Origin of the sequence: Streptococcus parasanguinis, from assembly GCF_031582885.1 — a bacterium.
In the GTDB taxonomy this organism is placed as follows: Bacteria; Bacillota; Bacilli; order Lactobacillales; family Streptococcaceae; genus Streptococcus; species Streptococcus parasanguinis_M.
Genome location: NZ_CP133988.1, coordinates 1125718 through 1140383, shown reverse-complemented (window position 1 = coordinate 1140383; position 14666 = coordinate 1125718). Strand labels below are relative to the sequence as shown.

Annotated in this window: 12 protein-coding genes; 4 read left to right on the top strand and 8 right to left on the bottom strand. The window is 42.4% G+C overall.

Annotation, left to right across the window (positions count from 1 at the left end):
• Nucleotides 1-13: 13 nt before the first annotated feature.
• Nucleotides 14-994, bottom strand: coding sequence for a YeiH family protein (locus RDV49_RS05370; protein ID WP_037607984.1), 981 nt, complete (start codon nucleotides 992-994; stop codon nucleotides 14-16).
• A 4-nt stretch (nucleotides 995-998) separates the two neighbouring features.
• Nucleotides 999-3452 carry a bifunctional DnaQ family exonuclease/ATP-dependent helicase gene (locus tag RDV49_RS05365; RefSeq protein WP_037608387.1) on the bottom strand — a complete coding sequence of 818 codons (2454 nt, stop codon included), beginning with the start codon at nucleotides 3450-3452 and terminating at the stop codon, nucleotides 999-1001.
• A gap of 118 nt (nucleotides 3453-3570) precedes the next feature.
• On the opposite strand from RDV49_RS05365, the gene RDV49_RS05360 reads away from it, so the two are divergent.
• Entirely contained in the window at nucleotides 3571-4212 is a 642-nt protein-coding gene (locus RDV49_RS05360) for an MBL fold metallo-hydrolase (RefSeq protein ID WP_003008015.1), read from the top strand.
• A gap of 69 nt (nucleotides 4213-4281) precedes the next feature.
• Here RDV49_RS05360 and ftsX read toward each other — a convergent pair whose 3' ends face one another.
• The 3 genes from ftsX to prfB all read right to left on the bottom strand — a co-directional run bounded on the left by ftsX (nucleotide 4282) and on the right by prfB (nucleotide 7033).
• A complete protein-coding gene (gene ftsX, locus RDV49_RS05355) occupies nucleotides 4282-5208 on the bottom strand; it encodes a permease-like cell division protein FtsX (RefSeq protein WP_003008018.1) in 927 nt (308 codons plus the stop codon).
• The gene (ftsE, locus tag RDV49_RS05350; protein ID WP_003008021.1) at nucleotides 5201-5893 is read right to left on the bottom strand and encodes a cell division ATP-binding protein FtsE; all 693 of its coding nucleotides are present in this window, start codon (nucleotides 5891-5893) and stop codon (nucleotides 5201-5203) included. Before ftsE ends, ftsX begins: the two co-directional genes overlap by 8 nt.
• Before the next feature lie 44 nt (nucleotides 5894-5937).
• A protein-coding gene (gene prfB / locus RDV49_RS05345) for a peptide chain release factor 2 (RefSeq protein ID WP_155106219.1) occupies nucleotides 5938-7033 on the bottom strand; the annotation gives its coding sequence in 2 pieces (ribosomal slippage) (nucleotides 5938-6960 and nucleotides 6962-7033; 1095 coding nt in all).
• A gap of 174 nt (nucleotides 7034-7207) precedes the next feature.
• Here prfB and RDV49_RS05340 point away from each other — a divergent pair.
• Nucleotides 7208-8065 carry a putative phosphoesterase gene (locus RDV49_RS05340; RefSeq protein WP_003008027.1) on the top strand — a complete coding sequence of 286 codons (858 nt, stop codon included), beginning with the start codon at nucleotides 7208-7210 and terminating at the stop codon, nucleotides 8063-8065.
• Between the two features lie 304 nt (nucleotides 8066-8369).
• On the opposite strand, the gene RDV49_RS05335 is transcribed toward RDV49_RS05340, so the two are convergent.
• The 3 genes from RDV49_RS05335 to RDV49_RS05325 all read right to left on the bottom strand — a co-directional run bounded on the left by RDV49_RS05335 (nucleotide 8370) and on the right by RDV49_RS05325 (nucleotide 12441).
• Nucleotides 8370-9038 carry an MIP/aquaporin family protein gene (locus RDV49_RS05335; protein ID WP_037607986.1) on the bottom strand — a complete coding sequence of 223 codons (669 nt, stop codon included), beginning with the start codon at nucleotides 9036-9038 and terminating at the stop codon, nucleotides 8370-8372.
• Between the two features lie 122 nt (nucleotides 9039-9160).
• The gene (locus RDV49_RS05330; protein ID WP_037607988.1) at nucleotides 9161-11845 is read right to left on the bottom strand and encodes a cation-translocating P-type ATPase; all 2685 of its coding nucleotides are present in this window, start codon (nucleotides 11843-11845) and stop codon (nucleotides 9161-9163) included.
• A gap of 212 nt (nucleotides 11846-12057) precedes the next feature.
• On the bottom strand, nucleotides 12058-12441 hold the full coding sequence (locus RDV49_RS05325; RefSeq protein ID WP_003008038.1) for a YwiB family protein: 384 nt from the start codon (nucleotides 12439-12441) through the stop codon (nucleotides 12058-12060).
• A gap of 115 nt (nucleotides 12442-12556) precedes the next feature.
• Between RDV49_RS05325 and RDV49_RS05320 the strand changes: the two genes are divergently transcribed.
• On the top strand, nucleotides 12557-13867 hold the full coding sequence (locus tag RDV49_RS05320; protein WP_003008040.1) for an HD domain-containing protein: 1311 nt from the start codon (nucleotides 12557-12559) through the stop codon (nucleotides 13865-13867).
• Complete coding sequence (yidA, locus tag RDV49_RS05315) at nucleotides 13857-14663, top strand: sugar-phosphatase (protein WP_003008043.1); 807 nt, start codon at nucleotides 13857-13859, stop codon at nucleotides 14661-14663. Before RDV49_RS05320 ends, yidA begins: the two co-directional genes overlap by 11 nt.
• Nucleotides 14664-14666 lie beyond the last annotated feature (3 nt).

Here is a 14666-nt window from a genome sequence, read left to right as displayed (position 1 = left end):
ATCATAAAATCAATTAATAGAACAACATTTGTAGAACCAAGCTAGATCCTGCTACACAAAACCAAGCAATCAACCCTACTAAAAGAGGGGCTGCTCCTGCTGCACGGAACTGTTTCCAAGAAACCTTGCTTCCGATTCCGACCAAGGCCATGGCCATAAAGAGGTGAGAAAGGTCCTTTAGGTAAGGAAGAACCACTTTAGGTAGAAAGCCGATAGATGAAAGAATAGAAGCCACAATAAACCAAATGATGAACCAAGGAATAATTTTCTTTAACATTCCTTTGTTTCTTCCTTGTTGCTTGCTCCGATACCATTTTAAACCGATCAAGCCCAAACAAACTGGTACAATCATCAGGGCGCGTGTCAACTTAACAATGGTCGCCATTTCACCCGCCGCCTTACTATAAGAAAACGCTGCTGCTACAACTGATGACGTATCGTTAATGGCTGTTCCTGACCAGAGGCCAAATTGAAAATTAGACATATGCCATACATGCCCTAATACTGGAAAGATAAAGACAGCCAAAATGTTGAAGAAAAAGATGGTTGACATAGATAAGGCAATTTCCTCTTCGTCTGCTTCAATGATCGGCGCAGCTGCTGCGATAGCAGATCCACCACAAATAGCCGTTCCAAATCCAATTAAGGTCCGTAAGTGAGATTTCAGATGGAAGACTTTCCCAAAGATCATCGCTGCAAGAAAAGCAACTGTTATCGTTGGCAGACTAATCTTCAAAGAAGACAAGCCTGTAGAGGCAACCGTCGCAATCGGCAAGCTAAATCCCATGAAGATAATCGAATACTGCAATAATTTCTTACCGGACCAGTTCAGTCCTGGTCGTGAATTCTCCGGCAAATCTACTAATTCATTGAGGACAATTCCTAAAATCAAAGCAAAGACACTGGAGCCAATGATGGGAAAGAAAGTTCCCAAAAACATGGCGCAAAGAGCCAGTACAAATGCAATTGCAAGTCCAAATCCTTTATTTTTCATTCTCTCAATTCCTTTCAAAAAAGGCAGCTGCTTGCTCAACAAGCCGCTCTCTCACTGTCGTATGAAGGGGCAACACTTGCTGCAAACCATCTAATATTTGTTTTCCATATCGTTTGGTCACCACTCGCTGATCCAATAAGAGGACCAACGATTCCTGGTCTTGAAAACGGCTGGTTCTCCCAATAGCCTGTTTGAGCCTTAAAATCGCGACCGGAAGGCTATAGTCATAAAAGGGATTTTTCCCCTGTTCTCTGAGTTGGGTATTCAGCTTTTGAACCATATAATCTTTGGGGTTGTCAAAAGGAAGGCGCGTGATGATTTGAATCACTTCTTTTTGTTGGGAAAAATCGACACCCTCCCAGAAGCTTCCTGTTCCCAATAAAATAGAGCTTTCTCCTCGGTCAAATCGTCGCTTAATATTAGCTGCATCGCCATTTCGATACTGGGCCAAATGAGGAAACTTCAATGCGTTTGACGTCTCCAGTAACAATTCTTTTGAGGTAAACAAAAGAAAAATTGGTTTTCTTAGAGGAAGGAGTTCATCGATGAGCTGACAAATCTCTCCTGCATACTCCACGGAAGATAAAGAAACGACATCTGGAAAATCTATCGGCACCAACAATTCCTGGTGTTGTTTGACTGTTATTGGCACCCGGTAGATCTGCTGCTCTTGATATCCTAAAAGAGCAGGTAAATGCACCTTTTTACTGATCGCGATCGTCGCTGATACAAAGAGCGCGGGTACTTCTTCAGGCACAAACTCCTTAAAGGATAGCAAGTCCTCAACTCCTCCATGGAGACGAAGAATCTGGTGGCTTTCGACCACTTCCTTGTCCATCCAAAAAATCTGGTATCGCTCATCAAACAATTCCCTTAGATTCTCTAAAGATTCGTTTTTTAATTCCGATACATCCTGTCGAATTTTTGCCACTGTTTGATCTGATAAGATCGCTGTTTTTCCTTGTACAACTTCCTTAGAGCAGGCATTTAATTCAAATTGAATACTTTCCAGCAAACGCCGTTGCAGAAGATCTTTTTCCTCTTCGATGGCGTGTTGCAAGCCTAGAAGAAGTGATTGCAAGGTTTCTTCTCTCTGTGAAAACTGTTCTAAAGCAAAGAAGAGTTTTTGCGCTTCATCCACTACCAGAACAGACTCTTGAAGTAGACTCTTATCATCTTCTAGACGAGTTAACAGATAGGCATGATTGGTCAGAATTACCCGGCTGGTTTTCACTTTTTCCTGGCCGAGGCGCCAAAAATCTTCCTGATAAAAAAGCGAACGCTTCGACAATTGACCATCGTGGCAAATGTCAGCTACAAAATGAAGATGACGATAGAGTTGGCCAATTTCACTGAGCTCTCCCGTTTCTGTCATGGTCAGCCAAACCAAGAGTTGCATTTTAAAGCGTCGAATCATCCCATTATCTGACTCACTCTGTAAGGCCTCATAAAATTTATCGAGTTGGATGTAATCCTTGGGACTTTTCAGGCTATGAAAGGGAATTTGGAAAAGATCTTGGATGGTCTTTCCTTCCTTCTTCATAATTTGATCTTGAAGAATTTTAGTGGGAACACTGACAAGAATGCGCTTGGAGGTTTTCGCCAAAAGCGTTAATAGATAGGCATAGGTCTTCCCGATACCCGTTGGCGCTTCAATAAAACTTGGAAGTGGCTGTTGCAAACTGTCCTCGATATAGGCAACAAATTCTCTCTGCTCTGGATAAGCCTCCATTCCCAACAGCTGCATATTGAGTTCAAACTGTTCAGACAAATGACGACTTTCTAAAAACTGCTGTGGCTTTCGCAGATAGAGACCATGAACTTCTACTAAATGAGCTGGTAAAAAAAGGCTACTGTCTTCAAGCGCATCTTCTATTAAGAGTCGTGATTCATAAATCAAACACTCTGCCATCGAAAGAAGTTTTTCGATCAATCCTCTTGGCAAGCTCGCAATTTTCTCTCTCAATTTCAACAGCAGCTGGGCTGTTGCCATAGCATCCGCTAGAGCGGAGTGAGCATGGTGCAACTCAATTTCCAGTTCAGCCGCAAGCGCTCCTAAATTGTAGCGTTCTAAAGTCGGATAGAAAATTTGAGACAATTCAACCGTATCAATCCGAGGAGTCGTTAGCTCAAATCCTTCCCAAAAAAGGGCTTCTGCCAATAAATTCGCATCAAATTTGACATTATGGGCCACAAAGACGGCATCTTCTATTAATTCAAAAATTTCTTTTGCCACTTGTGCAAACTCTGGTGCTTTTTTCAAGCGAGCATCTGTCAGGCCAGTCAATTGTTTGATATGCTCATCCAATCGTTCATGGGGATTCACATCCGTCTCATAGGATTGCCTAATCCTACCATCTTCAATGATGACAATCCCAACCTGAATGATCTTAGCATTGCTTCCAGCACTGGTCGCTTCCAGATCCACAATGGCATATTTCCGTTTCTGTCTTGTCATAATACTTAAAATTATATCACGTTTGAGCAAGCTCTGCAGATTTTTTTCTCCTTTCATGTTGACTTCAATCCTGTTATTTTCCTTGCAATTTGATACACTATTCTAGAAAGGAGTCCTTATGAAAATCTATCGTACTGTTAATCCTGTAGCTTATGAAAACACCTACTACCTTGAAAATGACCACTCCCTCATTCTTGTCGATCCAGGTAGCGACTGGGCGACTATTCAAAAACAAATAGATCGCATCGGAAAACCAATCGTAGCGATTCTTTTAACCCATACCCATTACGATCACATTATGAGTCTTGAAAAGGTTCGTCAGACCTATCATTTCCCACCTGTTTATGTCCATTCAGCAGAAGCCAGCTGGTTGTCTTCTCCTTTCGATAATTTATCTGGTTTGGATCGTCATGCGGATTTAGAAGATGTTGTATGCAAGGAGGCCGACTTCCTTTATGACATTCGCTCCGATTACCAAATAGCCGATTTCCACTTTTATGTTCTGGAGACACCAGGCCACTCTGCAGGAGGAGTCTCTATCGTCTTTCCTGAGGATCACCTGGTTCTATCCGGTGATGCCCTTTTTCGCGAAACCATCGGACGGACCGATCTTCCGACAGGGAACGCGACACAGTTACTTAGCAGTATCAGAGAAGAGCTCTTTACCCTTCCATCTTCCTACACTGTCTATCCCGGGCATGGCCCTGAGACTTCTATTGGTCACGAGAAGATGTTCAATCCCTTCTTTAGACAATCCTAAAGAGTCCTTATCATCCTTCCTGTCCTCATAGAAGTAGACAAAAAAAGCAAGTGTGAACTTGCTTTTTTATTATATCTTAAGAAAACGTCTCATGGAGATTGAAGAACCAATCGCTCCAATCAAAATTCCTAATCCAAAGAGGCCACCGACCATGATCGGTACCAAGAGATGAGGACTATAGAGATACAAGTTTTGATCTGCCAAATTATTGTTCATTGACGTATAGACAACATTATAAACGTAGAAGACCAAAGCTGAAGGAACCAAGGCTCCCAAAAGACCGATCCAAGCACCTTCTAAAAGGAATGGTGCACGAATATAGCCATTTTTTGCTCCTACCAATCGCATAATCTTAATCTCACGACTACGTGAAATGATGGTAATCCGAATGGTATTCGAAATCAAGAAGACTGCGATGAAGATCAATAAAGCTACACCAATCAAGCCCCAGTTTCGGATGAAGGTTCCAAGAGCGAACAAGCGTTGGGTATCGACCCCACCATCTTTAACTTCAGAGACCCCTTCAATTTTTTTGGCATCAGCCGAAACTTGCTTTACATATTTAGGAGCTGTTGTCTCTACATAATAAGCATCATAGAGAGGATTGGCATCTCCATCAAAAATCTTCCAGTTTTTCCCAGCCGTTTTGATCAGTTTATCATACTGCTCTTCCTTGCTAGAAAAATCAACCTTGTCGACATGCTTCATGGCTGTCAGAGCATCGTAGACCTTATGGTAGTTTTCATTGGTCACGGTTTGACCGTCTTTTTCAATCTGCTCGCTCTGATCTTGAATATCCTTGCGCATGTATACTACAACCCGCACACTATTTTGAATATCATCTGAAAGCTTGATGGTATTGGCAATAACTGAGGCGAAAATAGCAACCAAGCTAAGGGTAATCATAACCGAGCTGACCGCTGCAATCGTCATCCAACCATTTCGTTTCAAGCTTTTAAGCGATTCGATTAAGTGTCGGAAAAATCTTCTAATCATCGTATCCGTACTCTCCTTCCGCTTCATCACGCACTACACGACCATTTTCAATCGCGATGACACGGTGACGTAAAGTATTTACAATTTGGCTATTGTGGGTCGCCATCAATACTGTGGTCCCTTGCAGATTAATCCGCTCCAAAAGATTCATAATTTCCCATGAATTATCTGGGTCCAAGTTCCCCGTTGGCTCATCCGCAATCAAGACTTTCGGATTGTTGACGATCGCGCGAGCAATCGCAATCCGTTGTTGCTCCCCACCGGACAATTCATTCGGGAATGAGCGGACCTTGTGTTTCAATCCGACAAGATCCAAAACTTCCATCACACGCTTTTTAATATTGCGACGGCGCTCACCGATAACTTGCATTGCGTAGGCAATATTTTCATAAACGGTTTTCTTTGGAAGCAATTTATAATCTTGGAAGACCACTCCCACATTGCGTCGCAACATAGGAATATCGCGTTTTTTGATTTTATCCAAATCAAAATCAGCTACTTTCAAACTTCCTTTATCGTGTTTGACTTCACGGTATAAAAGTCGAATAAAGGTCGACTTCCCTGCACCAGAAGGTCCTACGATGTAGGCAAATTCTCCTGGTTCAATTTGGACAGAGACCCCGCGAAGGGCCGTCGTCCCGTTGTCATACTTTTTGACAACATCTTTCATTTCAATCATTGACATGTAATGAAATTCCTTTCATTCTTTTCTGGTTGATTCCCTCGAGGTTATTGGAGACGCCATTTAAGGTAGGCATCGATAAAGCCATCGATATCTCCATCCATCACCTTGTCTACCTGCGCTACTTCGTAGTTGGTCCGGTGATCCTTAACCATGGTGTAAGGGGTAAAAACATAGGAGCGGATTTGACTTCCCCAGGTGATTTCTTTTTTATCCCCTTTTAGAGAATCCACTTCTGCTGCTTTTTTCTCTTGCTCTAATTGGTAGAGTTTAGCCTGCAACATCTTCATCGCACGATCACGGTTCCCGTATTGGGTTCGATCCACGGTGGATGCCACTACAATCCCTGTCGGAATGTGGGTCAAGCGCACCCCTGTAGAGACCTTGTTGACGTTTTGTCCACCAGCTCCACCAGAGCGGAAGGTGTCCATCTTGATATCATCATCACGAACTTCGACTTCAATGGTATTGTCTAATTCGGGCATGACCTCAACAGATGTAAAGGAGGTATGACGACGTTTAGCGGAGTCAAATGGAGAGATTCGAACCAAACGGTGAACCCCCATTTCAGATTTCAGAAGACCGTATGCATGTGGCCCTTCAAAGGATAGGGTCACAGACTTGATTCCAGCCTCATCTCCAGCCTGATAGTCCAAGACTTCAACTTTAAAGCCGTGGGCATTTCCAAAACGAGTATACATCCGAAGAAGCATGTCTCCCCAGTCCTGAGCTTCTGTCCCTCCTGAACCTGGGTGGATTTCTAGGATGGCATTATTATTGTCATAGGGTTCAGACAATAGCAAGGTCATCTCATAGCTGGTCATACGTTTATCCAGCTCCTCCAACTTCTCGATCAATTCTTCCTTGACCGAATCGTCTTCTGCCAAAAAGTCCAGTAAGATTTCTGACTCATCAAAGAGATCCACCATTTGATGGAAATTTTCATAGGTCTGCTTGAGTTCATTTAATTCTTGAGATGTTTTTTGCGCAGCAATGTTATCATCCCAAAAATCAGGTTCTGTCATTTTATTTTCTAAAATGGCAATTTCTTCTTCCAATGCCTCTAAGTCAAAGAGACCCCCTGAAAGAAGCTAATTTTTCACGATTTGCGTCAATTTTTTGACGAATTTCTGAAATGTCCATAAGTACCTCTTTCTATGTATCTAGTCTATTATATCATAACCTTCACTATTTGCCCACCTTCCAATATTGGGTCTGCTGGTTGACCACTGCCAAGCCAGCTAATTTTCAACATTTTTCCATTCATTTGTAACCTAATTGTTAGAAAAAAAGATCCTCTTATGCTAGACTGGTAGCATGACAACAGTAGCTTTTATGTCCGATTTACATATTGATTCAAACAACTTCGGCAAAGACGAAATAGAGACCCTGATCACTCTTTTCAAGGACAAAAAAATTCAACATCTCCATATTGCAGGAGATATTGCCAACGGCTTTGAAAAGAGGTCACAGGAATTTTTAGACCAACTCCAATGTCACCTTCCAGTGACCTTTAGCCTAGGAAATCATGATATGCTGGGCCTATCAGAAGAAGCCATGAGACCTTTTGAATTTCAAAAGATTCCCTTCTCCAATCATACGCTTCTTGCCTTTTCGGGCTGGTATGACTACAGTTTTGTTCCTGCCATCTCTCCCCAAAAACATCTCCAAACCAAAAATCTATTTTGGTTTGACAGACGCCTCCAACGAATGGGATCTGATCCAGCCATTACCCAACGTCTGTTGCAAGAGCTGGAACAAGAGCTCATGCGAGTAGACCAACCCCTGATCATCGCCATGCACTTTGTTCCTCATAGTCAGTTTCTCCTGCGCCACCCTTATTTTGAACGCTTTAATGCTTTTCTAGGGAGCCAAGCCTTTCATGAACTGTTTAGACAATATCCTGTCAGAGAAGTGATTTTTGGTCATAGCCATCACCGAATGCCAGCAACAACCATTGACAACATCACCTATCATGCCAGACCTTTAGGCTATGTCCGAGAATGGGAGCTTTGCAAACAATTTTTCGAAGCTTTTCCTGAATATGATTTTCCAAAACGATACGATCCCTACAAACGCTATCGCAGAATCAAAGACCTCCCCGAATTTAATGCATACAAGAAAAAACAGCTTGCTCATGAATTTTCTCAAGCCATGACTATCCTTGAACTATAAAAAAATTGGCCCTTCTGGAACCAATTTCAGATTGAAGACAAAGTCATCTAAAAACTTTCCTTAGGTGAGTACGGACGTCAGCGAACTTCTACGAAGTTCCATGACTTAGTTTTGGACCCAAGGTTCCAAAACTTCCGAGTGCTAGAAACAATCTTGTTTCTAGCACTTTTCTCACGGCGGAACGTTTCAGTAGATGATTGAATAACTCTAACAGATAATTTTTTTGTCTTTATAGAATTTATTAGATTTGCAAAGAAGAACGTTTTATCTACGCTCTCAAAATTGTTCCTCCGAAATCATTTTTTTACTCTTCTGTATCCAAGAGATTTTTTGCAACGATTGCAGCCAGAACACCACCGACAATTGGAGCCAAAATAAAGATCCAAATTTGTTGAAGGGCTGCACCACCAACAAAGAGGGCAGGTGCCAAGCTACGAGCTGGGTTAACAGAAAGTCCTGTAATGTTCAAACCAACAAGAATAATCAAAGTCAAGCTCAAACCTATGACAAGACCAGCGATTTTCCCATTACCTTTGGTAGCTGATGTCACTGTCATGATGACCAAAATAAAGATAAAGGAAGCAATTACTTCAAACAAGAATCCGCCAAATGGAGTCACACCCTTCGCTAGGGCATTTTCACCAAGACTAGCTGTTGACATACCTGAATTTGACAAGAGGAAGAGTACTGTTGCAGATGCGAGAACCGCACCCACTACTTGCGCTGCAATATAATTAACCAAGTCCTTTGAAGACAAGCGTTTGTTCACAAACATGGCAATCGAAACAGCCGGGTTCAAGTGGGCACCAGAAACAGTCCCAATTGAGTAAGCTGCTGCAACAATGGACAAACCGAATGACAAGGCAATTCCTAAATGCCCAAGTCCTTCTGTCCCATTTCCAAAAACAACTGCGCCAGTCCCGATAAAGACAAGCATAAATGTGCCGATTACTTCAGCAAAAAACTTTTTCATAATTAAGTTTCCTTTCTTCAAACTGGTGACTAGTTTATCAAAAATCCACACCTACCTCAAGAAATATGCCCAGTCATTTTCTGTCAGATAAAAAAGCCATCCGAAGATGACTTTTTTTATGTTTAAATAGCGTTTTTATCTTTTCCAAGTGCACGTTGAACGGCTTTGACAATCTCAACAAGGAGCACAATCAAGAGCGAACCAATCAAAACGGCCAACCATTGTGTCAAACTCAAATGAGACACGTGGAAGAGTTTGTTAAATCCAGGGACAATGATAGTTGCCATCAAGAGAACAAAGGCAACTGGAATCGACCAGTTAAAGGTCTTGTTCTTAAAGAGTCCCACTTTAAAGATCGATTGGTAAACCGATTTGACATTAAAGGCATGGAGCAATTGGATCAAACCAAGAGTTGCAAAGGCCATGGTCAAAGCGTCTGCATGGATTTCTGCACGAGTCGCATGTTCTGGAGAGAGCAAGGCCCAGCCATAAACACCAAGAACCAGCATGGTTTGGAAGACACCTTGATAAAGAATGGCACCAAAAACCCCACCGTCAAAGAAGTTAGATTTACGTCCACGAGGTTTGTGGGTCATAACACCTGGCTCAGCTGGTTCCACACCAAGAGCGATGGCTGGTAAAGTATCAGTTACCAAGTTAATCCAGAGAAGATGTACTGGTTGCAACACATCCCAACCAAAGAGGGTTGCAAAGAAGATGGTGAAGACCTCAGCCATATTGGCAGACAAGAGGTATTGGATAGATTTTTGGATATTGGAGAAGACCTTACGTCCTTCTTCTACCGCTACGATAATGGTTGCAAAGTTATCATCTGCAAGGACCATGTCTGAAGCTCCCTTAGAAACTTCTGTACCTGTAATCCCCATACCGATACCGATATCAGCTGTCTTAAGTGATGGTGCATCGTTGACCCCATCCCCTGTCATGGCAACAACTTTTCCTTCATTTTGCCAAGCTTTCACGATCCGAACCTTGTGTTCAGGTGATACACGCGCATAGACAGAGTATTGTTTGAATACTTTTTGGAATTCTTCGTCAGAGAGTTCGTTCAACTCAGCCCCTGTGAAGACATGGTCTTCTGTATCATTTGGATCGATGATTCCAAGACGTTTAGCAATCGCCTCTGCTGTATCTTGGTGGTCACCCGTGATCATGATAGGACGGATACCCGCTTCCTTAGCGACACGGACAGCTTCTGCTGCTTCTGGACGCTCAGGGTCAATCATGCCGACCAAACCAGAGAAGATCAGGTCAGACTCAACAATTTCAGACTCCAAAGTTGGAATTTCCTTGCTTGTCTTATAAGCCATCATCAAGACACGAAGGGCTTGTTTAGCCAAGTCTTTGTTGGTAGCAAGGATAGCTTTCTTATCTTCATCCGTGATAGGACGAACTTCCCCATTGACTTCAATACGCGTCACACGTTTAAGCAATTGGTCAGGCGCACCCTTGACAGCGATAAAGTATGAACCATCTGCTTCCTTGTGGATGGTAGACATGAGTTTACGATCAGAGTCAAATGGCAATTCAGCCACACGAGGCTCATCCTTCAAGGCTTCACGAACGTCAAAGTTGTGGTCCAAACCAAACTGTACCAAAGCAGTCTCTGTTGGGTCCCCAATCAACTTGCCAGATGGATCCACCTTGGTATCATTGGCAAAGTTCATGATGCGAAGCGTATTGTTGCTTGCTCCAATTTCGGTTGCTGCACTTTGTAATTGACCGTTGGTATAGACTTTTTCAACCGTCATTTGGTTCATGGTCAAAGTACCTGTTTTATCAGATGCGATGATTTCTGTTGAACCAAGTGTTTCAACGGCTGGCAATTTACGAACAATCGAATTGCGTTTGGCAAGGGTTGTTGTTCCCAAAGAAAGAACGATGGTTACAATGGCAGGAAGTCCTTCTGGAATGGCCGCAACCGCAAGGGCTACCGCAACCATCAAGCCTTCCAATGGATGCTCTCCACGAACGAAGACACCAACTAAGAAAGTAATGACCGCAATCACAACAATTAAGTAAGTCAAGGCTTTAGAGAGTTGTTCCAAGCTTTGCTTCAATGGTGTTTCAGTCTCATCGGCATTAGCCAACATATCTGCAATCTTACCAACTTCTGTATACATACCAGTGTTTGTTACGACACCAATACCACGACCATAAGTTACGTTCGAGTTTTGGTAACCCATATTAACGCGGTCCCCAATACCAGCATCTGCCTCAACAAGACCAGTTACATCTTTTTCAACTGGAACCGATTCCCCTGTAAGAGCTGCTTCTTCGATCTTAAGAGAAGCTGCCTCTAACAAGCGCATATCGGCTGGAACCACATCTCCAGCTTCCAGAAGAACGATGTCCCCAGGGACCAATTCTTTGGAATCAATTTCAATCACGTGACCATCACGGCGGACACGCGCTAATGGACTAGACATGTTTTTCAGTGCTTCGATAGCTGCTTCGGCTTGTCCTTCTTGGTAGACACCAAAGGCTGCATTCAAAACAACAACGGCTAAGATGATCATGGCATCTGTAAGGCCGTCCATTCCTTCTGTGATCACAGAGAGAGCTGCGGCGATCAGCAAGATGATAATCATCAAATCTTTAAACTGATCGATAAACTTAGACAAGAGGCTACGTTTTTCACCTTCGTCCAGTTCATTATGACCATAAGTCGCTAAACGTTCTTGAGCTTGAGCAGTTGACAAGCCTTCAATTGAAGAGTCCAATTCCTTTAGAACTTCTTCTTTACTCTGTGTATAAAACAAAGCTTTATTTTGTTCTTTTGACAAAATAATTTCCTCCTTATAGCTTTCTACTAGGTCTCTTTTGCACAAAAAAGAGACCTGTTTGAAAAAACAAGTCTCGCCGTTTAATATAGTGCCGGAAATAATTTCGTAATGACGACACTATCGCGGAAAACCGCCAGCTACTCCCTTGAGTGGTTTTATTATACCATTTTTATAGAATAAAGCAAGCGGGATCTCGAATAATTTAATGAGGATTATTCTTCCCATTCCACCAGTAATTGATAATTGGCAAATTCCTGTTCTCCATCGAGAGTTAACAAGCGATAAGAGACTTGCAAATGACCTGCTTCTAATTGAAAGAGGTCTGTTGTAATCAAAAACTGCTGAATGCCCATCGGAGTTGGGATGATTGCCCCACCATCTTCATTTTTGTAGAAACGCATGATGGATTTAGGACTTGAGAATCGTGTCATCACCAATTCATCGTTGGAAAATTTCAAAGCAACCTTTTCATCTTCTTCATTGGTATACAAGAGATATTGAAAACCTGCTTTTTCCTTCCATTCACCTTGATAGTACTGATCAACGATTTCCATTTCTTCTCCAAATCGAATGGTATTTTGAATGCGAATCTGCATCTTTGTCTCCTTCTCTTCTTTTCTTGCCCTATTATTCTATCAAATTTTACGCATTTTGACTGCCCCTATTAGCCTCTAGATCGCAAAATAGGCTTTTTTTTGCTATAATAGACCCATGAATGAAAAAGTCTTTCGCGATCCCGTTCATGATTACGTTCATGTGGATCATCCCATCATTTATCAATTAATTAATAGTAAAGAATTTCAACGACTACGCCGCATCAAACAACTGGGGACATCTGGTTTTACCTTCCACGGTGGGGAGCATAGTCGTTTTTCTCACTGTCTTGGCGCCTATGAAATTTCAAGACGGATTCTGTCTATTTTCGAGGAAAAGTATGCAGAGCAATGGAATTCTGATGAAAACTTACTGACCATGACAGCCGCTCTTCTTCATGACATTGGACATGGTGCCTATTCCCATACCTTTGAAGGACTCTTTGGGACCGATCATGAAAAAATGACCCAGCTGATCATCACCAGTCCAGAGACGGAGGTCAATCAGATCCTCTTGCAAGTGGCTCCTGATTTCCCAAATCGTGTAGCCAGCGTCATTGATCATACCTATCCCAATAAACAAGTGGTGCAATTGATTTCTAGTCAAATCGATGTGGACCGGATGGATTATTTACTGCGGGATGCCTACTTTACGGGTGCTTCCTATGGAAAATTTGACTTGACCCGTATTTTGCGCGTCATTCGACCGATTGAAAATGGCATTGCCTTCCAACAAAATGGCATGCACGCTGTCGAGGATTACGTGGTCAGCCGTTACCAAATGTATATGCAGGTCTACTTCCACCCGGCTACTCGTGCCATGGAAGTCCTCCTTCAAAATCTTCTCAAACGCGCTAGAACCATTTATCCAGATCAGAAAGAGTATTTTCAACTGACTTCACCTCGCTTGATTCCATTTTTTGAAGAAGAGGTCACCATTCAAGACTACCTAAATCTAGATGACGGTGTGATGAATACCTATTTCCAAGTCTGGATGGATAGTCCGGATACCATCTTGTCTGATCTTGCTCAGCGCTATATTAATCGGAAAGTCTTTAAATCGATTCTATTTACAGAAGATAAGCGAAAAGACTTAGCAATCCTTGAAAAACTGATTAAAGAGGTTGGGTTTAATCCAACCTACTACACCGCTATTCATCAAAATTTCGACCTTCCCTACGATATTTATCGACCAGAGCTTGAAAAACCGCGTACCCAGATCGAGATGATCCGAAAAGATGGGAGTCTCGCTGAATTGTCTCAGTTGTCTCCACTCGTCGCTGCTTTAGCAGGAACTCGCTATGGCGACAACCGCTTCTATTTCCCCAAAGAAATGCTGGAGGTTAATGGACTTTTCAGTAAGCAGGTAGAGGAATTTACTTCCTATATCACCAATGATTATTTTACAGGAGAGAAGGATGTCCATTAAATTAGTTGCGATCGATATCGACGGTACACTTCTCAATTCAAAAAAAGAGATCACACCTTCCGTATTTGAAGCCATTCAAGATGCTAAAGCCGCAGGCGTTAAAATCGTGATCACAACTGGTCGTCCTATCGCAGGGGTCTCAAAACTTTTAAAAGAACTCCATTTGATGGATCCTGGAGACTATGTCATTACCTTTAATGGCGGTTTGGTGCAAGAAACTGCTACGGGAAAAGAACTCATCAAAGACCTTTTACATTATGAGGACTATCTCGATATCGAGGCTCTTGCTAACAAACTCCAAATCCACTCTCATGCTATTACTAAAGACGGCATCTATACCAGCAATCGCGATATCGGACGCTACACCATTCATGAATCTCAACTGGTCAATATGCCCGTTTATTACCGGACGCCTGAAGAAGTTCGAGAGAAAGAATTTGTCAAGGCCATGTATATCGATGAACCAGATATTCTGGATACTGCAATTGCAAAAATCCCAAAAGAATTTCAGGACCGCTTCACCATGGTCAAATCAGCCCCTTTTTATTTAGAAATTCTAGGGAAAACAACCAATAAGGGATCAGCTGTTCTTCATCTAGCTGAACGACTTGGAATTCAGCAAGAAGAAACCATGGCCATCGGAGATGAGGAAAATGACCGTTCCATGCTAGAAGTCGTGGGACATGCCGTCGTTATGGAGAATGGCAATCCAGCTCTTAAAAAAATTGCTACAACTATTACCAAATCAAATGATGAATCTGGCGTTGCATACGCCATTAGAAAGTGGGTATTGTAAGAA

Bases quoted from the DNA above. Each gene is read 5' to 3' on its own strand.
- RDV49_RS05370 (WP_037607984.1), bottom strand. From the start codon at position 994: ATGAAAAATAAAGGATTTGGACTTGCAATTGCATTTGTACTGGCTCTT.
- RDV49_RS05360 (WP_003008015.1), top strand. From the start codon at position 3,571: ATGAAAATCTATCGTACTGTTAATCCTGTAGCTTATGAAAACACCTAC.
- yidA (WP_003008043.1), top strand. From the start codon at position 13,857: ATGTCCATTAAATTAGTTGCGATCGATATCGACGGTACACTTCTCAAT.
- RDV49_RS05335 (WP_037607986.1), bottom strand. From the start codon at position 9,038: ATGAAAAAGTTTTTTGCTGAAGTAATCGGCACATTTATGCTTGTCTTT.
- ftsE (WP_003008021.1), bottom strand. From the start codon at position 5,893: ATGTCAATGATTGAAATGAAAGATGTTGTCAAAAAGTATGACAACGGG.
- RDV49_RS05325 (WP_003008038.1), bottom strand. From the start codon at position 12,441: ATGCAGATTCGCATTCAAAATACCATTCGATTTGGAGAAGAAATGGAA.
- RDV49_RS05320 (WP_003008040.1), top strand. From the start codon at position 12,557: ATGAATGAAAAAGTCTTTCGCGATCCCGTTCATGATTACGTTCATGTG.
- RDV49_RS05365 (WP_037608387.1), bottom strand. From the start codon at position 3,452: ATGACAAGACAGAAACGGAAATATGCCATTGTGGATCTGGAAGCGACC.
- RDV49_RS05340 (WP_003008027.1), top strand. From the start codon at position 7,208: ATGACAACAGTAGCTTTTATGTCCGATTTACATATTGATTCAAACAAC.
- ftsX (WP_003008018.1), bottom strand. From the start codon at position 5,208: ATGATTAGAAGATTTTTCCGACACTTAATCGAATCGCTTAAAAGCTTG.